This is a genomic window from Staphylococcus delphini (assembly GCF_900636325.1).
Taxonomy (GTDB): Bacteria; Bacillota; Bacilli; order Staphylococcales; family Staphylococcaceae; genus Staphylococcus; species Staphylococcus delphini.
Map to the genome: position 1 here is coordinate 555,465 of NZ_LR134263.1, position 26,188 is coordinate 581,652.

The 26,188-nt window shown below is 37.0% G+C and carries 17 protein-coding genes and 3 pseudogenes; 11 read left to right on the forward strand and 9 right to left on the reverse strand.

Features of this window, described 5'->3' with window-relative positions; genetic code table 11:
• Positions 1 to 14: 14 nt before the first annotated feature.
• Together EL101_RS02345 and EL101_RS02350 are read left to right on the forward strand one after the other, a co-directional pair.
• On the forward strand, positions 15 to 719 hold the full coding sequence (locus EL101_RS02345; RefSeq protein ID WP_096596220.1) for a tRNA-dependent cyclodipeptide synthase: 705 nt from the start codon (positions 15 to 17) through the stop codon (positions 717 to 719).
• Positions 703 to 1,899 carry a cytochrome P450, cyclodipeptide synthase-associated gene (locus EL101_RS02350; RefSeq protein WP_096596219.1) on the forward strand — a complete coding sequence of 399 codons (1,197 nt, stop codon included), beginning with the start codon at positions 703 to 705 and terminating at the stop codon, positions 1,897 to 1,899. The genes EL101_RS02345 and EL101_RS02350 overlap by 17 nt, the downstream gene beginning before the upstream one ends.
• A 50-nt stretch (positions 1,900 to 1,949) precedes the next feature.
• Here the strand turns inward: EL101_RS02350 and EL101_RS02355 are convergent.
• Positions 1,950 to 3,097 (reverse strand): annotated as a pseudogene (locus EL101_RS02355) (IS3 family transposase).
• Positions 3,098 to 3,466: 369 nt separating this feature from the next.
• Positions 3,467 to 4,042, reverse strand: a pseudogene (locus tag EL101_RS02360) (ATP-binding protein).
• Between the two features lie 226 nt (positions 4,043 to 4,268).
• Between EL101_RS02360 and EL101_RS02370 the strand changes: the two are divergent.
• Positions 4,269 to 5,162, forward strand: a pseudogene (locus EL101_RS02370) (reverse transcriptase domain-containing protein); the annotation flags it as partial.
• A gap of 138 nt (positions 5,163 to 5,300) precedes the next feature.
• Here the strand turns inward: EL101_RS02370 and EL101_RS02375 are convergent.
• A complete protein-coding gene (locus EL101_RS02375) occupies positions 5,301 to 6,926 on the reverse strand; it encodes a M20 family metallopeptidase (RefSeq protein ID WP_096598693.1) in 1,626 nt (541 codons plus the stop codon).
• Positions 6,927 to 7,109: 183 nt separating this feature from the next.
• Here EL101_RS02375 and EL101_RS02380 point away from each other — a divergent pair, with 183 nt between their 5' ends.
• The gene (locus tag EL101_RS02380; RefSeq protein WP_096543203.1) at positions 7,110 to 7,466 is read left to right on the forward strand and encodes a DUF3139 domain-containing protein; all 357 of its coding nucleotides are present in this window, start codon (positions 7,110 to 7,112) and stop codon (positions 7,464 to 7,466) included.
• Between the two features lie 577 nt (positions 7,467 to 8,043).
• Here the strand turns inward: EL101_RS02380 and EL101_RS02385 are convergent.
• Entirely contained in the window at positions 8,044 to 8,991 is a 948-nt protein-coding gene (locus EL101_RS02385; RefSeq protein ID WP_096598737.1) for a lactate/malate family dehydrogenase, read from the reverse strand.
• Positions 8,992 to 9,171: 180 nt separating this feature from the next.
• Between EL101_RS02385 and EL101_RS02390 the strand changes: the two genes are divergently transcribed.
• The gene (locus EL101_RS02390; protein ID WP_096598739.1) at positions 9,172 to 10,245 is read left to right on the forward strand and encodes a M42 family metallopeptidase; all 1,074 of its coding nucleotides are present in this window, start codon (positions 9,172 to 9,174) and stop codon (positions 10,243 to 10,245) included.
• A gap of 167 nt (positions 10,246 to 10,412) precedes the next feature.
• Complete coding sequence (locus tag EL101_RS02395) at positions 10,413 to 11,318, forward strand: DMT family transporter (protein WP_096598741.1); 906 nt, start codon at positions 10,413 to 10,415, stop codon at positions 11,316 to 11,318.
• 668 nt (positions 11,319 to 11,986) lie between these two features.
• On the opposite strand, the gene EL101_RS02400 is transcribed toward EL101_RS02395, so the two are convergent.
• Positions 11,987 to 12,322, reverse strand: a complete 336-nt coding sequence (locus tag EL101_RS02400) for a DUF4889 domain-containing protein (RefSeq protein WP_096590999.1) — start codon at positions 12,320 to 12,322, stop codon at positions 11,987 to 11,989.
• Positions 12,323 to 12,609: 287 nt separating this feature from the next.
• Here EL101_RS02400 and EL101_RS02405 point away from each other — a divergent pair, with 287 nt between their 5' ends.
• Positions 12,610 to 13,803 carry a CynX/NimT family MFS transporter gene (locus EL101_RS02405; protein ID WP_096598743.1) on the forward strand — a complete coding sequence of 398 codons (1,194 nt, stop codon included), beginning with the start codon at positions 12,610 to 12,612 and terminating at the stop codon, positions 13,801 to 13,803.
• Positions 13,804 to 13,888: 85 nt separating this feature from the next.
• Here the strand turns inward: EL101_RS02405 and EL101_RS02410 are convergent, their stop codons facing one another.
• Entirely contained in the window at positions 13,889 to 15,982 is a 2,094-nt protein-coding gene (locus EL101_RS02410; RefSeq protein ID WP_096598744.1) for a helix-turn-helix domain-containing protein, read from the reverse strand.
• A 584-nt stretch (positions 15,983 to 16,566) separates the two neighbouring features.
• On the opposite strand from EL101_RS02410, the gene EL101_RS02415 reads away from it, so the two are divergent.
• Complete coding sequence (locus EL101_RS02415; protein ID WP_096598746.1) at positions 16,567 to 18,006, forward strand: sucrose-specific PTS transporter subunit IIBC; 1,440 nt, start codon at positions 16,567 to 16,569, stop codon at positions 18,004 to 18,006.
• Between the two features lie 338 nt (positions 18,007 to 18,344).
• Here the strand turns inward: EL101_RS02415 and EL101_RS02420 are convergent, their stop codons facing one another.
• From EL101_RS02420 to EL101_RS02430, 3 genes are all read right to left on the reverse strand, one after another.
• The gene (locus EL101_RS02420) at positions 18,345 to 19,568 is read right to left on the reverse strand and encodes an IS110 family RNA-guided transposase (RefSeq protein WP_096598797.1); all 1,224 of its coding nucleotides are present in this window, start codon (positions 19,566 to 19,568) and stop codon (positions 18,345 to 18,347) included.
• A 1,192-nt stretch (positions 19,569 to 20,760) separates the two neighbouring features.
• Positions 20,761 to 21,699, reverse strand: a complete 939-nt coding sequence (locus EL101_RS02425) for a magnesium transporter CorA family protein (protein ID WP_096555373.1) — start codon at positions 21,697 to 21,699, stop codon at positions 20,761 to 20,763.
• Entirely contained in the window at positions 21,696 to 22,160 is a 465-nt protein-coding gene (locus EL101_RS02430; protein WP_096598695.1) for a MarR family winged helix-turn-helix transcriptional regulator, read from the reverse strand. The genes EL101_RS02425 and EL101_RS02430 overlap by 4 nt, the downstream gene beginning before the upstream one ends.
• Before the next feature lie 409 nt (positions 22,161 to 22,569).
• Here EL101_RS02430 and EL101_RS02435 point away from each other — a divergent pair, with 409 nt between their 5' ends.
• The 3 genes from EL101_RS02435 to EL101_RS02445 all read left to right on the forward strand — a co-directional run bounded on the left by EL101_RS02435 (position 22,570) and on the right by EL101_RS02445 (position 25,967).
• Positions 22,570 to 24,225 (forward strand): Na/Pi cotransporter family protein, encoded by a 1,656-nt coding sequence (locus EL101_RS02435; protein WP_096598703.1) that lies wholly within the window; start codon positions 22,570 to 22,572, stop codon positions 24,223 to 24,225.
• 409 nt (positions 24,226 to 24,634) lie between these two features.
• Positions 24,635 to 25,366, forward strand: coding sequence for a hypothetical protein (locus EL101_RS02440; RefSeq protein WP_240622775.1), 732 nt, complete (start codon positions 24,635 to 24,637; stop codon positions 25,364 to 25,366).
• Between the two features lie 19 nt (positions 25,367 to 25,385).
• Positions 25,386 to 25,967, forward strand: a complete 582-nt coding sequence (locus tag EL101_RS02445) for a YcnI family copper-binding membrane protein (RefSeq protein ID WP_240622776.1) — start codon at positions 25,386 to 25,388, stop codon at positions 25,965 to 25,967.
• The last annotated feature ends 221 nt before the right edge of the window (positions 25,968 to 26,188 follow it).

Sequence of the window (26,188 nt, forward strand, 5' to 3'; positions counted from 1 at the left end):
AGGAGTGATTACTATTGTATGATTTCAAAGTAGAGTTTTTAACCACAAACTGTAAAAAAATTTACCAAAAGAAAAAGCATGTCATTTTAGGTATTAGTCCATTTACGAGTAAATATAATGAAAAATATATTAGAAAAATAATTCAATGGGCTAATAATAACTTTGATGAATTTACTATTCTGTTAGGCGGGGAAGAGTCAAAAAATATACTAGAATGCCTTGGTTATTCGACTACTAAAGCAAATAGAAAAGTGCGCAAAGAAATCAATAGACAAATAAGATTTTGTGAAGATGAACTTATTAAATGTGGAAGGACTGTCACTAGTAGAATCTATAGGTTTTCAGATTTTAAGCAAAATGTTTCTTATATTGGGATATATGAAAATATTGTAAATCTGTTTAATACAGATAATAACTTTAAAAATAGTTGTTTAAAGATGTCAATGCAAGCGTTGCAGAGTAAAAAGAACAGTGTTAATACTTCTGTGGAAATTACTAAAGAAGCATTAGAATATGCTGCCCAATATGTATTAGCTGAATTACCTTTCTTTTTAAATGCTAATCCAATTATTAATACTCAGGAAACATTAATGGCTTATCACGAACAATGGGAGTTAGGTGAAAAAATAGCAACTAACAAGTTTGATTTAAAGATGAGTAAACATCAGGGCTATATTATATTAACTGAAAGAGGGAATCATTATGTTAAAAGAGTCTAGAAGTATTTTCGAAAGAGATTATGAAGTGAATCCTGTTCCATATTTTAATTTTTTTAGAAAATATGATCCTGTTCACTATGAAGAAACTGTTAATGCTTATTTTATAAGTAATTACGAAGATGTAAAATTTATCCTTAAAAACGATGATATTTTTACAACTAAAACTTTAGCTGAAAGAGCTGAACCTGTTATGAAAGATAGAGTGTTAGCACAAATGTCAGGTTATGAACATAGCTCGAAAAAGAAAGTTATATTAAAAGGTATGACAGGAATTTACCTTGAAAAAATATTACCTATGATAGAAAAAAGAACCAATGATATAATCGATATGTATATTAAAAAGAAAGAAATTGATTTAGTAAGTGATTTTGGTGAAAAATTTGCAGTTCAAAGTTCGTTAGATTTATTAGGCATTGATATAAAAGATGCAGAAATAATTAGAAAATGGCATAATGGTATTGCAAAATTTATCACATCTTTCAATTTAAACGAACAAGAAGTTAAACATTCTTTAGACTGTAGTGATAAACTAGAAGAGTATTTGATGCCTTTAATAAAAGAAAAGAAAGATTCTAAAAAAATTGATCTAATTTCAATTTTACATGGCTATAAAAATGGAAAAAATAGAATAAATGATACAGAAATTTTAGCTTTAACGCTAAATGTTTTATTAGCTGCAACAGAACCGGTTGATAAAACACTAGCTTATTTATTTTATAATTTGTTAAGTAACCCCAGTCAATATCGAGATATACAAGCTAATCATAAATTATTAAAACTAGCAATTAAAGAAACTCTTCGTTTCAATTCTCCTGTTCAATTAATACCTAGACAATTATCAAAGCCATTCACATTATATGAGACAAAGCTCAACACTGATGACGTAGTTATATGCATGATTGGTGCCGCAAATAGAGATCCAAAAGCTTTTATTAACCCTGATGAATTTAATATTTACAGAACGTTAGAAGAAAATAAGATACTATCTTCTCATTCACTAAACTTATCTTTTGGATATGGAGTTCATACATGTGTAGGTGCAGCTTTCTCATTGATACAATTAGAAACAGTAGTCAGTATTTTAATACGAAGACTAAAAAATATTAAATTAGAAACTATGGATCTATGTCAAGAATACGGACACAGAAAAAAGAGAATTCTACCGCGCTTCGCTTGCTAGCCTAGCCCATCATGTACTTTTAAAAATCAAAAAGTACATTCTGAGTTAGGTTATTTTGTTGCGTATTTCTTCTCAAATTCAATGGGGCTCATATCATTTAACGTTGAATGCACTCTTTTGGAATTGTAAAAAGTAAGGATATACTCCACAATGCTAAACATCGCTTCATTCCTGGTTTTATAGTTCTGATGATGTATCAATTCCTTTTTGATGATACTATGAAAAGATTCTATACATGCGTTGTCGTAACAGTTTCCTTTACGACTCATGCTACTCTGAATCCCTTTTTCACGTAGTAAATTTTGATATTCTATTGAGGCATATTGACTTCCTCGATCTGAGTGATGGATTAATCCCTCTTTAGGTTCTTGAATTGTATACGCTTTGTTTAAAGCTGACATCACAAGTTCTTTTGTCATACGAGCTGCCATCGCCCAGCCAATGATTCTACGAGAAAACAAGTCCATGACTGTAGCTAAATAGAGCCATCCTTCTTTTGTGTATACATACGTGATGTCAGCCACCCAAACACTGCCAAGTTGTGATACTTTAAACTGTTGATTCAATAAATTAGGGTAGACAGGAAGATGATGCTTTGAATGGGTCGTTGCCTTGTATTTCTTTTTTGTGATAGACCTTATACCGAGCTCCTTCATCAATCTACTGACAGTTCTTTGGGTTACAGTATGGCCATGACTCCTCAGTATTTGTGTGATTTTGGGGCTTCCGTATCGCTTTTGACTCTTAATATAAATTTGATAAATATGCTTCTTCAAACCATCACGTTTTACTATACGCGCACTTGGCTTGCGATTTTTCCAATCATAATAACCACTTTTCGAAACACTAAGGACTTGGCACATCTTCACAACACGAAATTCATGTCGGTATTCATAAATAAACCTGTATATTACTTCTGGTCTTTGGCAAAGATGTGCATAGCCTTTTTTAAGATTTTATTCTCTTCTTCTAAATCTCTTAATCGCTTTTCTAAATCTGCTTCTGCTTGTTTATTTGACGTACGTTTACCGCTACCGACAAACCCTTTTTCACCGTCTTTACGGTATATACTCAGCCATCTTGTTAACGTTTGAATAGGAATATCTAGATCTCTAGAAACTTCTGAGGCACGTCTCCCTGATTCGACTAATTGAATTGCTTCCATTTTAAAGCTATAATCGTATTTTCTTCTCGCCATCACTGACACTCCTATAAATTGATTTCTTTTATTATACATGAAATTCCTATCAATTTACCGTGTCCGTTTCTTAGTCTAGCATCACTACTATTCTTGAGGAAGAAGGTATTTATACTAGAGGACCTAAATCAATGGTGATTAGCTTTGACTAGTCATTATATTTGCTTTGTATTCAAAATTTTTATATAAATAAATAATATTGATTATATTTATTTAAAAATATTTGTAATGGAGAATGATTGCTTTCAGGTGAAGATAATTTACTTTAACTATTTAACAAAGAAGCAGGAAGGTTGAGTGGCCTAAGTCTCTCATTATTGGTGCGCTCTACAATGTCAAAGCGGTTTGAAAATGTCGTTTTTTAGCGGTTTAAGAGTGACGTATGTTTAAACTTTTTTCGCTTTTATAATTTTTAAGTCGGTATGAATCATCTGTAATTTTAAATATTTTTGAATGATAAATGAGTCTATCAATCATGGCTGCTGACGCTATCTTGTTACTAAATGCCCCCCTAGAAAAGGGGATATTCGTCGTTATGATTGTGGATTTCATTTCATATCTTAGTGACATTAATTGATAGAAGAGATCTGCCTGTTCTTTGGAGATGGGGGTATAGCCTATCTCATCAATGATAAGTAGTTCGATTCTGTTTAATTGTTTTAAAGTTTTATTTATTATTCCTTTGGCCTCTAAAGTAGTTAAGATTTCAATTAATTCTTTAAAAGTATAGAATATCGTTTTGATATTTTGTTTACAAGCTTCTGCTCCTAGCTACATTGCCAGATGTGTCTTACCGACACCACTATTATCTAAGAAGCATATATTGATACGCTTCTCTAGAAAATGCATGGATTTTAATGTGAGTACCTCTTGTTTATTAATACTTGGTTGAAACGTGAAATCAAAGTCACTTAAATGTTTAATATTAGGGAGGTACTGGGAAATAGACCTTCATTTCCTATAAGAAAGAGCTGTCAAAATTCTTTTTTCAGAATTTGACGGCTTTTTTCTTGGTGTGGCCGGCATGGGTAACATCTTGACGGTGAAAGTCCGTTACAGGCTTGGTAGTAGGAACTGTTAGCGAAAGACAAGGGTGTCCATTGCGAAGTGGAATCTGAAGGAAGTCGGACGCAAACACTCGCACCGACGAATAGAAACATCATACTAAGGCTACGAAGAAGGTTATAAAATAGCCGTAGATTGTGACTTGAAACAATGCTTTGATATGTTGAATCATGATAAGCTCATGTATTTGTTCGAACACCATGTTCAAGACAAGTCAATTTCCAAATTTATCCGTAGAAGCTTACAAGTGGCTGCCATTGACCTATCTGGCGAAGTCGCAGAAAGAAAGATAGGTGCACCACAAGGGGGCGTTATCTCTCCCTTACTATGTAATATTTATCTACATGAACTGGATAAAGAACTCGAAAAGCGTGGACACCGTTTTGTACGATATGCAGATGACTTTGTCATCTTTGTACGCACAAAACGTGCAGGTGAACGCGTCATGACGAGTGTAACGAAATTTATTGAAAAGCAACTAAAGTTGGTTGTCAATGAAGAGAAAAGTAGAGTAGGAGCAGTCACACGTTTAAAGTTCTTGAGTTGTCTAATAATCAAGGTCAATGGGGTTTATCGTTTCAGACCGACTACGGAAGCAAAAAGAAATTTAATACGCACCTTAAGGAAAATAACGAAACGAAATAGACCCGGTACCTTTAAAGAGATTATCACTGAAATTAATCAAGTGATGCGAGGTTGGATAAATTATTTTGGTAGAGGTTTTATCAGAGGATTTATTGAAACCACGCCATCTTGGTTAAACCGCCGACTTAGACAACTCATTCTTAAACGGTGGAAAAGAGTAAAAACTAAATATAAAATGTTACGCCAATATGGTCTTGACCATAATAGTGCAATGAGAATCGCACAGTCACGTAAGAAATACTGGCGATTATCGAACACGCACGAGGTTCATCGTGCACTTACAACAAAACAACTCTACAAGTGGGGATTAATACCATTAGCCCAGCTTGCAGAGTTGGCTTACGCAAGATATTGAACCGCCGAGTACGAACTATTCGCTCGGTGGTGTGAGAGGACGAATAGTCAAATAATGGCATTCTCCTACTCGATTATATAAACTTTAGTTTCCATTATTTTAAAGGGGGTGTCTCCGTATTCAAAGTTGTATACTCATTTAAGAGATACCATCTACATAGTTTGTGTTATTCAAAAAGTGTGTTTGAATAATCGTTTCTAAGAGGATAGGTAATTCTTCAAAGGCACTCTGTTGATGCACGCGTTCTGTCACTTTATGAGCATCTTTCCCCATAGGGCCGCAATTTAAGAAGGGGGCTTGAATCCGCTCAATCGCTTCAAATGGAATCTGGTACGTCTGGCCAAATACAGGGGTGTGATCGCGAAATGCATCGAATCCTGAACCATTTGGAGACGGAGCAACGTAACTTAAATCACTAATACCATTAAAATAATGAATACGTTTCGATACACGATTGCATTGTTGTTTGGCAGTGTCTGTAATCGTTTGTTTGATTGCTTCAACTAAAGGATGAAACGATGCATTCGTTGCTGGATAATACGGTGGTGCAAAGAAAGTAATAACGACAGGGCCAAGTGATTTACAAAGGCGAATGAGCGCATCAATAATCATAATAGACTGTGCATGCGGCTCTTGTTCGTTTTGAATGGCTTGATCTAGCATATGCTGAACCGCACGCTTACCATGATGTTGACACGCATATTGATATAACTCTTGATAAGTCATCAACTGCAATTGAGGCATTGGTGCAACATCTTCATCTTTCATTCGCTGTTGATAAGCCTCCCAAGCTTTGTTCATTCCTTCCTTGACCGCCGCATTAAATTGTTGGAAAACATCATTTGCGTTCTGTTTGAATAAAAAAAGATTAAACAAAGCGACTGTACGAAATGGTGTTTGGACATCGTAGTGGTGCTTCATATCATTCATTTTTAATGTGACAGGAAAAGGCGTCACTTCACCTTCAAATGTTTCTTTAAAACGAGTACTATATTCAATTTCTTGAAGGATATAACTCATGACAAAATTCGAACTTAAACCGAGTGCAGGTGTACCAACGTGTGTTTCGCGCCCATGAACAAAAACGCCTGGCATAATTTTACCAATCGAACCACTATAAAAATAATGGATGTCATTGCCTTGTTGTTGAAATGTCGGCTCACTATTTAAATGTAAGACGATGTCGAACTGATGTTGCTGACAGAGTTCATCTAAGTAAGCCACTGCGGCGTGCATTCCTTTTGAAGTGACTTCTTCGTCAGGCACAGTGATCAAAATGAGGTTGATATCCCACTGTTCGATGATGGCTTTTTCAATGAGTGACATATGTAACATGAGACCCGGTTTCATATCCATACTGCCGCGTCCAAATAAATATTGACCGGACAGAATATCCGCTTGGACTTCATGATCAAAATCCTCAACATGTGCTTGAAAAGTTGCTGTGAGGGCATCCATATCAAAAGCTTCAGATTGGTACAAACCATAATCTTCAACGCCCACAGTATCGAAATGACTGATACATGTGATGGCTTTGTGAGATGTTGCCCCTTGATATAAAGCGACTACCGCATGTCGACCATCATCTGTCGGTACGAGATGGATCTGCTCTGGCCGTGCTTTGAAATAATCGAGAGACATCAATTGGTCTTTCACTAAATAAGGAAACGATTGTTCACCTTCAGAATGCGTCACACTTTGATGTGCAACGAGTTGCTTTAACAGTAATGCTCTTTCTGTTGCTGTTTGCCATTGTGTTTTCATGCTATCTTCTCCTTTGTGTAACGCTTCTAGCATACAATCTCATTGTAAGCGTTTTTGTATCATTTGCCAATGACATCCAATGACTTTATGACGTTTATGTGACGGCGAAAGTTCTCTTAGATGTCTCAAACTAATTTGTGTTAAGATAGTAAAATAAGATAGTACAAAGTGGGGGCATATGACATGTTAAAAAAAATAATCGGTATTATTTTGTCACTCATCATTATTTTTATCGTTGTTGCCGGTGCATTTTTTGCGTTTAAAGGGTACCAGAAAAGCCAAAATTTAAAGATGATTGATCAATATTTAACTGAAAACCATTTGAAAGATAAAGTCATTGAGGAAAAAGATGAGTACGACCCGAGAAAAGGGATTTTTTATAAAGAGTTAACAATCAAAGGCGATGAAAAAAATACATACATCGCACAGCCGATTCATATGAAACGTGGATTTTTCTTACAAGGCTTTAATACAGAAACAAAAAAACATGATAAAAAAGCGAAATATAGTTTCTTTGATGAAGATTATAAGTTGAAGTAATTGTTCTTTTTAAGTGGGCATACCAGCTTTAAAGTTTTACGATTGCGAACATGTTCTCGCTTGATGATGTGTATAAGATGATGAAAGGGGATGAGACATAAAAATTTTTGATGCTATTGATGCAATATTTCGATTAACTTGTCCTCCCTATGATTTGTGGCTTTAGATTGCCTTCATGGCTTCGCGTTCCTAGGGGCTGGCCCTTCAACTAACTAACGCTTGATTAAACTGTTACATTTCTAGAGGCGTTAGTGGATTTTCCGGACCAGCTTGATCCCTCAGGAGTCTCAGCCTTCTGGGCAATCTTACATCAAATACAGTCGATTAGGGCAAGTTTCTGAAATCAAGAAAACAATAGCATCAATTTTTATCCCATTCACGCTCATTTTCTGACCGTTTTAAAGTCATTAATGAATATGCAATCTATGTATGGCTTGAAGCTTAATTTTTTCAAGCCCCATCCCTTGGTATACACAACAAAATATAGTAAAGGAGCTGAGGAATCTTAATGCCCCAGCTCCTTTTTATGCAACGGCAAAAAATGGCGCTGTGCCTTATATTAAGTGCGATGCTCATGCTACTTCACAGATTCTGCTGTTGCGATTGCTTGTTGAATGTAGGCCACTGATTGATCGAGTGCTGCTTTTTCTGACTCATCTAATTGAATCGGGAATATTTCATGGTGGCCATCGCGATTCACACGTGTCGGCAAGCTAAAAGCCACATTCGTATAATTATATACATTTTGATGGACAGTTGAAATCGGTAAAATGCGATTTTCATCATAAAAGAGCGCTTCTGCTAAATCGACAGCAACGCGTGAAATAGCTGAATTCGTCCAACCTTTTTTACGCATCACATCAAAAGAAACTTTATCGATTTGATCGCGAATCCCTTGTTTCGAAATGGGTGTCGCCCCGCTCAGTTGTTCATATTCGTCTAACGCCATGCCGGCAATACGGACACGACTCCATACAGGCACAGTCGTCTTACCGTGTTCACCAATCACAAACGCCTCGACACTTTTTGGATCAACGTGATAATGATCGGCAATCAATGTGCGAAAACGTGTTGACTCTAACATGGTGCCTGTTCCCATGATTTTGTGATGTGGATAGTTGAACTGTGTTTCAGCAATATAAGTCATCGTATCTACTGGATTTGAAATCATCATGATATGTGGCGATGTCGTCACGGCAGTAATTTGTGCCATTATCTCTTGAATGATTTTCGTATTGTGTGCTGTGAGTTTCGTACGATCCGCCATATCTGCATTAGAAGGAATGCTGGCAGAAATAATGATTAAATCAACATCTGCTAACATCTCGTATGTACCGACTTTAATACGTGTATGATGTGTTCCGCTTAACCCTTGAAAATGCACATGATCGAGCGCTTCACCTTCTACACGGTCAAGATCTGTATCGATTAAAATAATTTCTTGAAACAGACCTGCATACTGAATATCTGTTAAAATCTGACTGCCTACGCGTCCTAAACCGATGAGTGCGACTTTATTGACCATTTGAAATCCCCCTTGAAGTTGTATCAAAGCATGTCATTGGATTGACTAAAATTTAGATAATACTAGTATAAACTTTGTGCAAGACAAGATGCAATGACCAATCAATTCATCAGCAAGTACATGATTCAGAATTTTTGGTATGATAAGTAGGACACATCTTATAAAGGGGGACAATGAATAATGAAAGATACAAAAGCATTACTCCAACAATTAACAGACCTTAACGGGATTGCTGGACATGAATACAACGTTAAAAAGGTAATGAACGACCTTTTAGAACCGAATAGCGACGAAATGATTTATGACAATTTAGGGGGTGTTTTCGGTAAAAAGCACTCGAAATCAGGGCAACGTACCATTATGATTGCCGGTCATCTGGATGAGATTGGCTTTATGATTACGAAAATAGATGACAACGGCTTTATTCGTTTTACACAAGTCGGAAGTTGGTGGAATCAAGTCATGTTATCGCAAAAGGTAACGATTACGACAGATGAAGGCCGTCAAATTCGCGGCATTATCGGTTCGAAGCCACCTCATGTCCTCACGCCTGAAGAACGTAAGCGCCCAGTTGAGATGAAAAACATGTTTATCGATGTCGGCGCAAAAGATAAAGCCGAAGTTGAAGCGGCAGGCATTGAAATTGGCAATATGATTACGCCATATTCTGAATTTGAGACGTTATTAAATGAGGATTACATGACCGCGAAAGCATTTGATAACCGCTTTGGCTGTGCCGTTGCTGTCGACGTGATGGACGAGCTTAAAGATGAGGACATCAACGTGAATTTAGTGGCGGGTGCGAATGTACAAGAAGAGGTAGGCTTACGTGGCGCGAAAGTGGCTGCACATAAAGTAAAACCTGATTTAGCCATTGCGGTAGACGTCGGTGTTGCTTATGATACACCAGGATTAGAAAGTAATGGAGAAACGAAAGTAGGGAATGGACCGATCGTATTAAATTTAGATGCGACAAACATTGGTCATGTCGGTTTAATTCGCCACGTGAAAAAGGTAGCTCAAGCCAATGGTATCGACTTGCAATGGGATTCCATTCCAGGTGGCGGTACAGATGCCGGAAGTTTCCATACAGCATTAGACGGTATTCCTTCTATCGCATTGTCACTGCCATTACGTTACATGCATTCAAATGTATCAATTCTGAGTCGCAAAGATTATCAAGCTGTCGTTAAATTAGTCACTGAAATTATTCGTGCATTAAATGATGAAGTAGTCGACGAAATCATTTGGTAAAATTTAAAATGACGATTCAAGCAGAATACCACTTGTTCAACTGAGCAGTGGCGTTCTGCTTTTTATGTGGAACGAAAAAATGAATTAAAGGAACAAAAAGATATTGTCTTCACATGGGAGTCATGATAGATTAAACAAAACTATAAAGACAGCAGAGGAGGCTTTCCATGACACATCAACATCAAAAAAGGTGGTTAGGTTATTTATTAGTCATCATTGGCGCTTCATTTTGGGGTGTAGGTGGAACAGTCTCGCAATGGCTTTTCCAACATGCAAATGTCGATGTCACATGGTTTGTAGCCGTGCGACTCATGCTCTCGGGGCTGTTATTACTCGGTATTGCTTTTATTTCAGAAGGTCCGAAAGTCTTTCACATTTGGCGCGATAAACGATCCACAGCACAAATTTTAATTTACGGCTTACTCGGCATGCTGACCGTACAATATACTTTTATGGTTACGATCAGCTATGGGAATGCAGCAGTCGCGACATTGTTACAATACCTCGGTCTCATTTTTATTATATTTTATCTCGTATTCAAGAAAGTTACAAAAATAGGCGCGAAAGAAATCGTTGCGGTATTCTTTGCGTTAACTGGTACATTTTTATTATTGACTAATGGTGATATTCAAAATCTACAAGTACCGAAATTAACGATTGTATGGGGATTACTGTCAGCCATCGCACTCGCTTTTTATACCATATATCCAGTGAAATTATTAGCACGATGGAGTTCGCTAACTGTCGTCGGTTGGGCCATGTTCATTGGAGGTTGTGCATTAAGCTTCGTACATCCACCGTGGCAAATGGACTTCGCAACTTGGACGTTAGCCACGTATCTCTATTTTGGATTTGCCATTATTTTTGGAACGATGCTCGCATTTTGGTTTTATATCGATAGTTTACGATACTTACATCCACATGAATCAGGACTATTAGGCACACTCGAACCTTTAACAGCACTCTTAACATCCGTCGTTTGGTTACATACCACATTCGGATTATGGCAACTCATCGGCGTCGCTTGCATCATAATGATGGTTGTCGTCATCTCCGTCGTCCAAAACAAATAACAGCATCGTACAGATTGAGGGATAAAAAAACAGATTGCAAAACCACCCAGGAAGTCTAACAAAAAAATGAATAGAGATAAGAAAAAGCATGAGAACACATAAAGAGTGCTGACGATATTGATTAGAGTTAAAAGAAGATGTATGAGTGAAGTTGACTTGAATGTGGTCGAAATGTTTATAGAACTTTGAGACAGAAGGGACAAAAAAGATTACAGAACGAAGCTGACGTCATAAAAAGCCTTATTGAACGAGAATATAAGAGTTCGTAATTATAGTAGTTCAGAAACGCAAAGTATTTAAGAGAGTATTAAAAAAAAAGACAGCAGTATTAATTCATTGTGTTTCATGGTGATTGCCGTTTATCATTGAAGAAATTAGAACGCATTAACATTTAATAGAAAAGGCTTATATCGTTTTTTTATGTTGAATCACATTTTGAGTAGAATAAAAAAACAGATTGCAAAACCACCCGAGACTCCTGAGGGATCAGACGCAGCCGAAAATCCAATTTGGCTTCCATCAAGTGAACACTTCTAATCAAGCCAAATTTAGTTGAGGCAAGTCCCCTAGGAACGCGAGGGATGGTGTCGCAATCTGTAAGTTTATCTTTAAAAATGATGTATGACCTATGTGAAAAAACGATACATAAGTCTTTTTGTTTAAAACTACTAATGCATGTCGTGAATTTTCATCATCAACCCATGCGGCACATCATCATGTGACACAACCTTCTTCTTAATATATACATGCGGCTCATCTTTTTTCGCCACAAGCTTCACAAAATCACCCTTTTCAGGTCTGAAATCATCATCAGTCGGAATCTTCACATTTTCTTCCACAGTTTTCTCAGACGCACTCACCACTTTTTCAGCAGTCGTATCATCTTTCATATAACCGTAATAAGTTTCCTTTTGTCCTGCAAGCATCATCACTACAACAACGCCTACTGTAACGACCAACATAGCCACGATCAACACGATACCTATCGTTTGTTTTTCTTTCATTGATGTGTCTCCTTTGAAAAATTTAATTGCGACTTCATAATAAGTCACTTCTTATTGTATCGAATGAAAACACTTTCGGAAAGTAAAATATTTAATGTACATGTGACGTTAGTGCTATAGACTTTGTTTTCGTAAAACATATGCATAGTGAACAAGTTTATGAAAATCTGTACGTAAGATAACGCATAGCATCTTCAATTTTTTCACAAGTCATGAATGGCGTTGTGGTATAGTGTCTATATTAGAAATTATCGCTTCCATGCGGCAAGAGGTGGAGGGACGACAATATGTCTGAGTTCAATGGACAGCAAAAAATTCAAGATCAATGGCTACTCGTCTTCGGTATTATTTTAATTGCGGCCACATTGCGTGCGCCACTCACAGCCGTGGGACCAGTCATCCAACAAATTAAAACAGATTTACATATTAACAACGGGATTGCAGGTTTGATTACGACGATTCCACTCATTATTTTTGGTATCGTATCACCATTTGTATCGCGTATGCTTTCAAAAATTTCGATGTCACGCTTTTTATTTTTAACTTTACTGTTAACGATAGCCGCACTGCTCATTCGAATATTAGGAGGGACGCCAGCATTTTACATTGGGACAGTATTCCTCGGCGTATCGATTGCGCTGGCCAATGTCACGTTGCCGGCCTATGCGAAATGGGCTTTCCCGACACAAATTGGTTTAATTACAGGGATTTATAGTGCAACGATGAACTTTACAGCAGGGTTAGGTGGGGGATTAAGTTATCCACTGTCGACTGTGACATCGTTATCATATCGCTTTTCACTCGTCTTTTGGGTCGCTTTTGCAGTGATTGCATTGGTAATATGGTTACCTCAACTGAAACAAGCGTCTTATTTAACTTCACAACAACATGAGGGATTGAGAAAGCCGATTTATCGTTCAAAAATTGCATGGGCAGTAGCACTCACGATGGCGTTCCAATCTATGATGTTTTATAGTATCGTTGCTTGGTATCCGTCAATTTTGGTGAGTAAAGGCATTGGACCAGAAATGGCGGGGTACTTCTTAATGTTGAATCAATTTGCGCAATTACCGATGACGTTTACATTTCCGATTATTGCCGCAAATATGTCGACACAAAGAAGTTTAATCAGTATAGTTGCAGTACTGATGAGTATAGGATTTGTATTGCTGTTTTTCAACAATACTTGGATATTACTTGTGGCGATGATTTTAACGGGTATGGGCATTGGTGCATGCTTTAGTTTATGTATGACGATGTTTTCGATTCGTTCAAAAACAACAGCTGGCAGTATGGCTTTATCAGGTTTTGGTCAGTCGGTCGGTTATTGGGTCGCGGCGATAGGACCTTTTCTACTCGGTATGGCACATGATCTGTTGAACAATTGGACGGTCGCTATTGTGTTGTTTTTAATGATGGTCATAGCTGTCTTCTGTGCAGGTATGATTGCCGCTCAAAATAAATATATTGAAGATGAATAAGCGATAAAAGTAAGGGTTAAGACGAGGTGCATACCTTGTCCTAACCCTTATTTTTGATGGTATGCATGTTTTCCTCAGCAAACGATTACAATATATCTGAATGTTGCTGTGCTTGACTTTTCGCAATATGAATCAATTTGATGTGACCCACAGGCAGTGTCGTTTGATAACGGGTCTCGCCAAAATGATGGAGCTGCACATGAAATAATAATTGATTCGCTGCATGAATGGTTGAGATAAACTGTGGAGGCAGGTAATAATCTTTTGCATTTCTTGCCAGGATATCATCGATGTTACTGTATTTTGGATGATACGTATATTCTGCCACTAAATGTTGATGTAACTTTAAAGTACCATAAAGCTCATACGTCAATTCTTTCTGGTCGTTTTGGACTTGGTACGGGTGAAACAACAAAATATCATAGGCCAATGGCGATTCGTGAACGACATAGGAACGTCCCACGACACTATGCGAATGATTGAAAGGTTGCATTAAATGAAATACGTGTTGAAGTGCGGTTTGATGGCCAAGTCTATCGAAATAACCGTGCATTTCTGGTTGGTGACAAATGAGCGGTAAAGTTAAACCTTGGACGGTATGATGCATATTCAACCAAATTTCCAACCATTCTCTCGGGTGTACTTTCTCTTCTTGTTGCACATATAACCATTCATCGACACCGGATAATAAAATAGGGCGTTGATTCAAGTTGTAATCTTCTAGCCACTCTTTAAGTTGTCGATGGAAAGGATGCGTCAGTTTTAATGATGAAGCTGTGGGTTGCGTAGTACTCTTCACCATTGCCATATCCACCATATAGTAATCAAAATCCGTATCATGTTGTAACGTACGTTGTGGTATGGGTATGTATATGAGTAAAGTGAATTCGCAATTATCGAGTAACGTATGCATCTCTTGAACGATAAATTTGATGTCACGTGCTAAAAGTGTCGCATCATCTAATACGAGATTGAAATGCAACTGTGATAGCTCAAAATCAACAGCAGATTGACGCAGCACTTGTAATAACGGTTGTAAAAAGTGCAATTTAAACTTTTCATAATTTTGCATAGATGAAATACGATAGGCAATGCCATATTGATGATGGTGCACTAACTGGCTTAAACATTCGACCTCATCCAAGTTATCAAACGTGATATTCCCCCATGATGTTGCGTTGAAGTACAGTGAGATAGGCACTGCATTTTGATCAGCATGGACGTGAGCGGTTGAATTGAAAACCTGTATCATTTCGCGCATGTTCTGCACTTCAAGTAGTAACCGTTTAGACGGGAGCCAGCGCGTTTGTTGGGCTTGATTTAAATAAATGCTTAACGACTGATTGGCATTAAATTTTTCGTGATCATCGAGTAAATGACCTTCAAAATAGTGATAATCAAACGGCAGCACATCGATCTGAATGACTTGTTTTTGATGCTGCTTTCGAAACGCAATCGGACTAACGCCAATGAAACGCTTGAATTGTTTAGAATAATGATTGTAGCTACTAAATTGATAGTATAGTGCAATCTGATTAATCGATTCATTCGTGTGCAGTAAGTGATACATAGATAAGCCAATTTTCAGTGAAACAAAGTACTTTTTGAACGTATAATTTAAATATCTGTTAAACAATGTTGAGATGTATGATTCGGTAACAAAAAAATGCTCACTTAACTCTGGCAAAGATAATCGGGAAAGGGGTCGTTGGTGAACATAATCCATGATGTTGTTAAATAAGATACTTTTCACTTGAACCCGTGGCACATGAACTGACCCTGTATCGATAAAACATTCATTGACTAACATTTCGATAATCGGTTTGAAGCGTTCGAAATATTGGTCCGCATTATTTTCGGTAATCACTTTTTTTATTTGTGTGGTGATTGTATTGTGAGACGATAACTTTTCTTGATTGAAAAATCCTAATAAATAATGTGGCTGATATTCTGAGAAGTAGTGTAATGGAATAGAGATTTTTGCAACAGCTTGTGCATCTTTAACTTTAACAATGTCATTATGGTTAATGATTGCAACTTGATGATTAAACTGACTCTTTTTACCGTTGAGCTCGAGTGTCAGGACGCCTTCAAATGAAACGAATAATTCTATGCGATTAAATACACGATATGCACTAGATGTGTACTGTTTCATTAATTCAATAGTGATGCCTTGCATAATGGACCTCTCTCAAATTCAGTATTTTTCAACAGCATTGAAATGACTTAATAAATCAACATTATTATAGAATTATTGATTGTTAGACCACAATAAGATTTACAATATTGTGAAAAGAAAGACTTAAAGTGAAAAAATAATGACATATTAAAGGTTTTAAAAAGTGTATAGAAAACAATATTCTTTAAAAAAAGATATATTGCAGTGAAAAAACGTGGTAAACAATTTGGGGACGATTGGGAACGGTATTGTACTATGAAATATGTTTGAAAAGTTAAAAACGCAAAAATAGAATATGAAACACTTTGGAGAGAAAGTAACGCCAATACCAGATAGGTTTTAAAGTAACATTACTATAACATATTCTTAGCAAAGCGACACCCTTGATGGATACATCATTCTTGAGAAGTAACAGAGAATTTTTGAATAGGTATTGATTATCCGTTTGAAAACGAATACAATGAAGATGATCATTTTTGGTACCGGTTCCAAAAAGTTTCGAAAGCATTGAATAGGTCATTTTGAAGCCTTGCATTGTTTTTGAAACGTATTTAAGCATGCAAGATAACTTAAGGAGTGATGTTATGGCCTATCAAAAAGAAGCAGAAACGATTTTAAAAGCAGTGGGTGGAGAAGCAAATATTGAAGAAATGGCGCATTGTGCAACCCGTTTACGCCTCACATTGAAAGATGAGGGTAAAGTGGATGAAGAAACGCTCAATCAAATGGACGTCGTTAAAGGGACATTTTCTACAAGTGGTCAATATCAAATTATTATCGGTTCAGGTACGGTCAATAAAGTATTTCAAGCGGTGCAGTCTTTAATGAAAGGTGACACTGACAAACCTACACATCAAGAGGCGAACAAGCAAAAGAAAAAAGGACATCCGTTACAACGTTTTGTGAAGATGTTGTCTGACATCTTCGTTCCAATTATTCCGGCCATTGTTGCGGGCGGTTTGTTAATGGGACTGAACAATATTTTGACAGCAAAAGGGATTTTTAGTGAAACACAATCTGTAGTCGAAATGTATCCGCATTTTGCTGAATTTGCGAGCATGATCAATATTTTTGCAAGTGCACCGTTCGCATTATTGCCTATTTTAATTGGATTTAGTGCAGCGAAACGATTTGGTGGCAATGCATTTTTAGGTGCTGCACTCGGTGCAATTATGGTTCACCCTGCACTGATGGACGGGTATGCGTATCCAGAAGCACTCACAAATGGCGATCCAATTCCACAATGGCACATATTAGGTTTATCCATCGCACAAGTGGGTTACCAAGGACAAGTGTTACCTACATTAGTTGCGACATACATTTTAGCGCAGTTGGAAAAAGGATTACGTCGTGTTGTGCCGACTGTGTTAGATAATTTACTCACACCATTATTTGCGATACTCATTACCGCATTTTTGACATTTTTATTTGTAGGACCATTGACACGTACAGCAGGTTTTTGGCTTACAGATGGTTTAACATGGCTGTATGAAACAGGGGGCGCTATTGGTGGATTCCTCTTCGGACTGTTCTATGCACCGATCGTGATTACAGGGATGCATCACAGTTTTATTGCTATTGAAACGGCACTCATTGCAGATTCAGCAAAAACGGGTGGTTCATTCATTTTCCCAATCGCTGCTATGTCGAACATGGCGCAAGGTGCCGCTGCGTTGGCCGCATTTTTCTTAATTAAGCAAAATCAAAAATTGAAAGGTGTCGCTTCAGCAGCTGGTGTATCAGCAGTGTTAGGTATTACGGAACCCGCTATGTTTGGGGTCAATCTGAAGTTACGCTATCCATTTATCGGTGCAATGACAGGATCAGCGCTAGGTTCAGCATATGTTTCATTCTTTAAAGTGAAAGCAACGGCATTAGGAGCGGCGGGCATTCCAGGTGTCATTTCCATTGCACCCGGTTCATGGACGCACTATATTATTGGCATGTGCATCGCCTTTATCGGTAGCTTTGTTATTACATTCATCTTATCGAAACAGAAGAAGTATCAAGGCTTAGCAGAATAAAAAAACGTGGGAATTAAGAGGATAAATATGAAAGGGGATGGGACATAAAAATTTTTGATGCTATTGATGCAATATTTTTGTTAAACTTGCCCTCCCTATGATTTGTGGCTTTAGATTGCCTTCATGGCTTCGCGTTCTTACTGTTTTGCAAGTGTTTTTTTAGTATTTTGGCATCACTGAACTACACCTAGCTAATTTTAAAAATTTTTTCTAGGTGTTATACTGAATGTGTAGGAAAATTTTGAGTTATTTAGTCATAACGAGTATGACTAGTGTAGAATTTTCCTGTGTATATAACTCAAGATGTGCATAGTGCTTGGCTAATGGAAGTGGTTATCCTAGGAAGGCTTTATTGAGTTATCCTTTAAATGCCTTGTAGCACGTTCAAAGTCATATCTTGAGTTTGTAGTGTTTAAGTAATGCATAACTTTAATGAGCTTGTTCACACAAGCAATCATGGCCACTTTATGATGTTTATTGTAAGGTGGCTCTTTTAATTTATAGTAATAATCGCAAATATGATTCTGCTGACGGTGTTGATTCATAATAAAAAGCTCAACCATTTGATAGAGAATTTTTCGTGCTACACTACTGCCACGCCGATTAATACGGTCTTTTTTATAAACCGTTCCTGATTCATATCTGACGATATCGATACCAACAAACGCATTGAGTTGCTTATTCGTCTCAAAGCGATCAATATTCCCTAATTCCCCTGTGAGTAAAGCCGCATTTTGTTCTCCAACACCATTGATACTTAATAAGACGTGATATAATTTTTGATCAGCACATAATTTTTTGAGTTTAGCGACATAATTCTTTTTTCTACCAATGAGTCGAATTAAATCTTCAGTAATATCTTTGATTTCTTCGACAAGTGGGTGCTCTTCGTGGACGGTAATATATGTGTTTTGAGCCCATTCAACAAGCTTGATAGTCAGATTTTCAAGATGTGTCTTTTGGCAGTTATTGTGCTGCTTAATGAGCTTTTTGAGTTGTTGTTTAGTCAAATTTAAGACGAATTGAGGATGTGCAAATAAATTGATAAGCCTTAAGTTAGGAATATTATAGTTGTGCTTCACTAAGTCTTGAAGTGACGGGAATACTTGAGATAGCCTCTCTTTAAGTCTCGTTTTTAATTTAGTTAAATCGTCCTCAATACGCATGATTAAACGTGTGTAACTCTTTCTCTCAATATCTTCATCTGAAGTGTGATGAATAATGTATTTTTCATCTAGTGTAAAGCCTAAATGAGCGAGTTTATGTGCATCCACCTTATCTGTCTTATATCTTCTTAATGACTTCATCTTAAAGTGTGCTTCTAAGGGGTTTATACAAATATGTTTAATATTATGATTGATACAAAATTGACGAATAATTGTTGAATAAACACCTGTTGCTTCGAATATCAATAACTTATCTTCAAAACATTTTAAATATGTGTAGAACTGAAGTAAGTTCTTTGAATCATAGAATAAGTCCAATTCTTTAACGAATGTTTCATCTTCATAATGGGCCACAAATGCCGATGCTTTACTGATATCAATACCAAAAATATGCATAAAATGCCTCCTTAATTAAGTCTTGAGATAAGCAAACCTTCACCCTTAATCCTTAATCACTTTATTTTCTTACACGACTTCTAGAGCCTACATATTGAAACAAAATTCATAAGGGAGTGAAGCCAATCAGTTTCCTAACGAATTTTAAATCCACGCGAAGCTCGATTTAACTTCTCTCAACTACCTATTATAAAAAATAAGTAGTGAAGAAACTATCGTCATAATTTCTTCACTACTATCTTAATATGTTTCCTAGGGGCTGGCCCTTCAACTAACTAACGCTTGATTAAACTGTTACATTTCTAGAGGCGTTAGTGGATTTTCCGGACCAGCTTGATCCCTCAGGAGTCTCAGCCTTCTGGGCAATCTTACATCAAATACAGTCGATTAGGGTAAGTTTATTAAATTAAGAAAACAATAGCATCAATTTTTATCTCATTCACGCTCATTTTCCAACCGTTTTAAAGTCATTAATGAATATGCAATCTATGTATGGCTTGAAGCTTAATTTTTTCAAGCCCCATCCCTTGGTATACAAAACAAAATATAGTAAAGGAGCTGAGGATACTGAGCTATCATTAAAAAATACGATAACTAAGAAAAGCACAGTTGTTTGTATACGTTAAGCGTGTAAAGTTTATCATGTTAGTAAGTCGTTTATTACGAGAATAATGCTTTTAAGCGATATTTGTGGCATATAGTAATGACAAAACCTTTGATATTGGCTAGTAGTTTAGTGTGGAAAATACCTGGAATGAAAGGTTGTAAGAACCACCCGAGACTTCTGAGGGATAAAAATAACAACTTAATGTGATTTCTACTGTTTAATAGTGGCTACTGTTTAACGCAGTAGCTGTCTGACTTCTCAATGCATCCGTTTTTGAGAAGTCGAGTCAGCTTTGCGGGGGCAGTACAACGAAATCTTTGTAGCACATGAGATTTCTGTACTGCTCCCAAAAGCCATAATGAATGGGTGCGCTGGGAATCAATAAACGGTGTTTCAAAAGCAGGATTTTCGACAGAACTCCCGGGATTTCGGCAAAATTTGGAAATCAATTTTGCTCATCGCTCGGTTCCGCTCAAATCCTAAGCGCTTTTGTCACAACCTCCCCTCAGCCCATAAGAAAGCGAGAGATGGTTCACAACCTAAAACCCTGTGATTTTATACATTAAATGACCGCTAAGCCTCTCATCAAAGCTTATCATTTCGCCATAAAAAGACAAACAATACAACAACAAGCACCGCAGAAAGCACAATAATAATTAACCACGACAAGCCACTTTCTGTATCGATCGGCAATGGTACATTCATCCCAAAAAAGCTAAACACCAAAGTCGGCAACGTTAACAACACTGTAAAAATCGTCAACGTCTTCATCGTCGTATTCAACTGATTCGAAAGCAATGACGCGTAGGAATTCGACATACTTTCTACAATACGTAAATAAAGCTCAGTCGTTTCTACCGCTTGTTGGTGTTCGTTTTTTAAGTCTTCCAACAATTCTTCATCATCATCAAATCGTTTAATGGCCGGCAAACGGAACAAATGACGAATCGTTGAGGAGTTGGTTTTTAATGAACCTAAAAAGTAAACGAGACTTTTTTCAATTTCACTTAATAAAAATAAACGTTGGTTCGTTACGCGTTGTTGTAAATTATACTCCACTTGACGACGCTCTTTATTGAGTAAGCGTAAACTTCTATTATATTGTGCTGCCATATCATACATCACTTTCAAGGCAAATTGACTTTTATACTTCAAGTTAATCGGCTTTTGAATTAAGTGATCAAAATAATGAAATGATTTTGCACAAACCGTCACAATAATATCTTTACCGATAATGATACCTAACGGCAATGTTGTAAAACTTTTAAGCTTGTATTGACCTGATTTAGTAATAGGAAAGTCACTAATGATTAATGAATAGTCACTATCATCATCGTACTCAATACGTGAACTTTCTTCGCTATCTAAAGCATCTTCAAGGAAATCTTGAGGGAAACCATACACATCAATGAGACGCTGAATTTCATCTTGAGTCGGTTTGACGACATTAAGCCATTGTGCATGTTCCCAGTCTTCACTTTCTACTACACGGAGGTCCGCGTCATTACGATAGGCACGAATCATGTTGCGTCACCTTCTTCTATATCTTGTTTTAAATGTCTGATGTCTTTGTAGCCTTGTCTATAGGAGGCAAAACCTTCCATAATCGCATACCAATCTTCACCAAACTCTGACTTAATTTGATTAAATAAATCACTTTGTGCGCGATTTAACTTTTTGATAAGTGCTTTACCTTCTGGCGTTGGATAAAGTCGCTTCAAACGACGATCCGTTAAATCAGGTTCATCATAAATTAAACCTTTTGTTTTTAATAATTTGAGTGTCGCATGTGAGCCTTGTTTTGAAATTTCTAGATTCTCCAACAATTTTTTTGTCGTAATACCTGGTAGTTTATTAATAAAAAAGAGAAAGCGATGGTGTTGACGACTCATATCATATTCAGCGATGAGATCATCAGCTGTTTTAGTAAATGTTTGATAAGCGTAATAAAAAAGAAATAGTTCATAATCATTATTTTGAGTCATAGTAAACTTCCTTTTCTGAAAAGTCTTTTTCATTATAGTAAAGAATTTTACATCTGTCATGGATATGCTGATGAAATTTGAAGCACAGTTCACACATGGACCTATGAGAAGATGAACCATGCTGCAGGCCTACACATGCAAATGTGAAGTTTGTATCGTGAATGTTAAGTGTTTAATGTGACATAAATCATACAGAATTTGGAATGTGACGTTAAATCTGTTGTTATTTTTTTAAAAAATCATGAATTTAAATCGAATCTTCATGAAATCTTAACATTAAATTTACAAAGATAAGAGATAATCAGAGTGAATCATACTTGGATAGTATGGCTAAGATATTGAAAAGTAACCTATTTCATGTCTTTTTTGATGTTTTTTACAAACTTTATATTGAGGTGGAAAAATGGAAATGTCGGTAACTGAAGTCATCTTTTCGTTTTTAGGTGGCTTAGGTATTTTCCTGTATGGTTTGAAAGTAATGGGGGATGGTCTTCAAGCTTCTGCTGGAGATCGTTTGCGTAACATTTTAAATAAATATACCTCTAACCCAGTACTCGGTGTGTTAGCAGGGATGATTGTGACAATATTAATTCAAAGTAGCTCAGGTACGACGGTCATCACAATTGGTTTGGTCACAGCTGGCTTTATGACATTGAAACAAGCAATTGGTGTCATTATGGGTGCCAACATTGGGACGACGGTGACCGCGTTTATTATCGGTATTGATTTAGGGGAGTATGCGATGCCGATTTTAGCATTAGGTGCGTTTCTTATCTTCTTTTTCAAACGTTCGAAAATCAATAATATCGGACGTGTATTATTCGGCTTCGGTTCACTCTTTTTCGGTCTGGAGTTTATGGGAGGTGCAGTGAAACCATTAGCCGAATTGGAAGGCTTTAGACAGTTGATGCTCGATATGTCCTCACATACGATTTATGGAATTTTAGCTGGAATAGGTTTAACGGCACTTGTACAAAGTTCGAGTGCGACAATTGGGATTTTACAAGAATTTTATAGTCAAGATTTAATCAGTTTACAAGGTGCGATTCCGGTCCTGTTAGGTGATAATATCGGAACGACCATTACTGCCATATTAGCAAGTTTGGCAGGCTCACTTGCTGCAAAACGAGCGGCATTTGTTCATGTCATTTTTAATGTCATCGGTGTGCTGATTTTTGCGTTACTCTTACCTGTCGTCATCCCATTGATAGCGACAATTCAAGACGCATGGCATTTAAAACCCGTGATGACGATTGCCTTTGCACATGGCGCCTTTAACGTGACGAACACACTCATTCAATTGCCATTTGTCGGCGTTTTAGCTTGGATTGTCACGAAAATTGTGCCAGGTAAAGACGTCACAGAAGATTATAAACCGCAACATTTAAACAAAGATTTAGTGTATCATGCACCGGGTGTTGCGTTACAAGAGACACAAAAAGAGCTACAAAATGTTGGGAATATCGTACGCTCTATGCTTGATGATGTGCACCATCCGTCTCAAATGGATAAAAAAATGATTAAAAATGTGCAACAAAAACATCAAGCTGTCGTGACGATTAGTGACAGTATACGCAATTATCTCGTGCGTATTTCGACTAAAAATATTACTCGAAAAGATGTTGAACGATTGGCTGTCATGTTTGATGTGAATCGCTCCATTTTGAAAGTATCCGAATTAATCGAAGCATATATTGATCAAGTGAACCGTAAAAAAGCGAAAGAGATTACGTTAACAGAAGATGCTGAACGTGGCATTGATAAACTGTATCGCTTTGTGGATGAATCATTTACGAAAGCGATTGAAACATTAGATGTGTACGATACAACGAAGAAGGATGAAGTGGTTGAGCGGAGTCGTGAAGCATTTAACATTGAACATCAGCTCCGTAAAGGTCATATTAAACGTTTGAATCGTGGTGAATGTTCGACTGATGGTGGCTTGCTTTATGTCGATATTATTGCCGTACTAGAGCGTATTGGTTATAACTCACGTAATATTTCTGAAGCCATGGTGGGTTTAAATGAAGATGTCTCAACAGAAGAAGAAGTTGTGAATGTATAGTTTGTTTTGAATTGAATGAGGTGTAGTGTTTGTATTTTTATCAAACACTACGCCTTTTTAAATGAAAGTGAAAACAAAATAAAACTTAAGAAAAATGATAATATTTCATTAAAAACTATCGGAATAAAGGAGAGATATTGAAGCCACAAGAGTCTGGAAAATCACAAAAGCTGAACTTTGATGCTTCGGAAGTTGAGAAAGGGACATATCAAATCTCATGGGAAACGATCTCCATTGATGGGCTGAAGTCGATGGGCAGTATTATTTCTCTGTTGGTAAGAAAACGACAGATGTCATTGATACGTCGGGTTCATTTTATACAGATGCCTTTTTCTGGTTCGGACTCGTTTGCTTTTTATTACAATCTGCCTTACTCATATTAACAGGCCTTTACATTGTGAATTTGTTTATGGCACGTCAAGAAGCACCTACATATCATATCATTCCACATCACCGTAGTGCCGTCGTGTTATTAATGATGACAGCTGTTGGTGCAGCGATTGTTTATTTAATGACGTTACCAGAAGAAGTCATTACGTCGATATTAAAACTTGATTTCTCTGTTTGGATACAATTTCCGTTTATACTATCCATGACAATTTTAATCATCGTCCTAGGTATATTCACACTGCGGAATATGGAATCATTTTGGTATAAAATCATGCCGCTACTCATTTTTATTAGTTTAGCGATTTCTGGGCACGTTTGGACACAATCTGTACCGATTTTCTCTATTGTTTTGCGAATGATTCATTTAATTGGTATCGCAACATGGCTCGGCAGTTTTGCCTATTTAACGGCTTACCTGTTTTCGAAACAATGTCATTCTTGTGTATTAATGATTAAAGACGTACTGTTCAAAACGAATATGGGTGCTGTCGTACTGATTGTGGTGACAGGCTTTTTAATATCAATTGATGTCACATCCTTGTCGACTATAGTAAGGGCTTCATCAATGTATAGTAGTCTGTGGTTCGCCAAAATTGGGTTAACGATAGTGATGATGGTTTTAGGTGCGTTACAAACGTTTTGGGCGATGCGTCAAAAACGTCGAATCCATCAACCGTTACTTTATATTGAGATGATCGTCGGCCTATTTTTAATTTTAGCCGGTGTCATCATGAGTCAAATTCCATTATAGATAGAAAGGGAGTAAAAGAATGAAAATGCCTAAATTTTTAATGAGTCTCGCTGCGTTGATTGTGATGTTTGCGACGTTAACGACTGCAGCTGAAGCCCATGTCAAACTCGATCTACAAGTGAGCGAGCCTGGATCTTTCCAACAATATAACGTTCGTGTTCCAGTTGAGCGTGATAGCCAAACGACAAAAGTTGAACTCGAAGTGCCTCAAGGTGTAACAGTGTCAGCCATTCAACCTGTGCCGGGCTTTAAACATCAACAAGAGAAAAATAAAGCGGGCGAAATTACGAAAATCACTTGGACAGCAACAGGTGATGGCATCGGTGAAAATGAGTATCAAAATTTCCCGATTATGGTAGCTAACCCGGATAAAGAAGGCACGTTCAAATGGAATGCACTACAAACTTATAAAGATGGCAAAGTGGTAAAATGGACACAAGAGGGCGAAGATAGCGAAAATCCTGCACCATTGATAGAACTTAAAACAGGTGGAGCAGCAACGAATAGTGGAGAAGCGGGGGGCAACGACAGCAGTTGTATCGCCATGGTTATGGGTGATCAGTATTGCAGCTTTAATTGTAGCAATCGTTGCATTGTTTAAACGACGAAACTTTACGAAATCTGACAAATAATTGTTATTGACACGATGTCTATGCTTACCGCTATAATCAGTAGTATAGAAGATGAAGGTTCACCATTTTTACCTTCCATTCATTATGATTTTATGGATAGTGCATCGACTGGTTTGAAAAAGGCGGAGAACGTCAATTTCCTTATTGTATCGACGCATGACAACAAGTTTGAGCATTAACGGAACTAAAA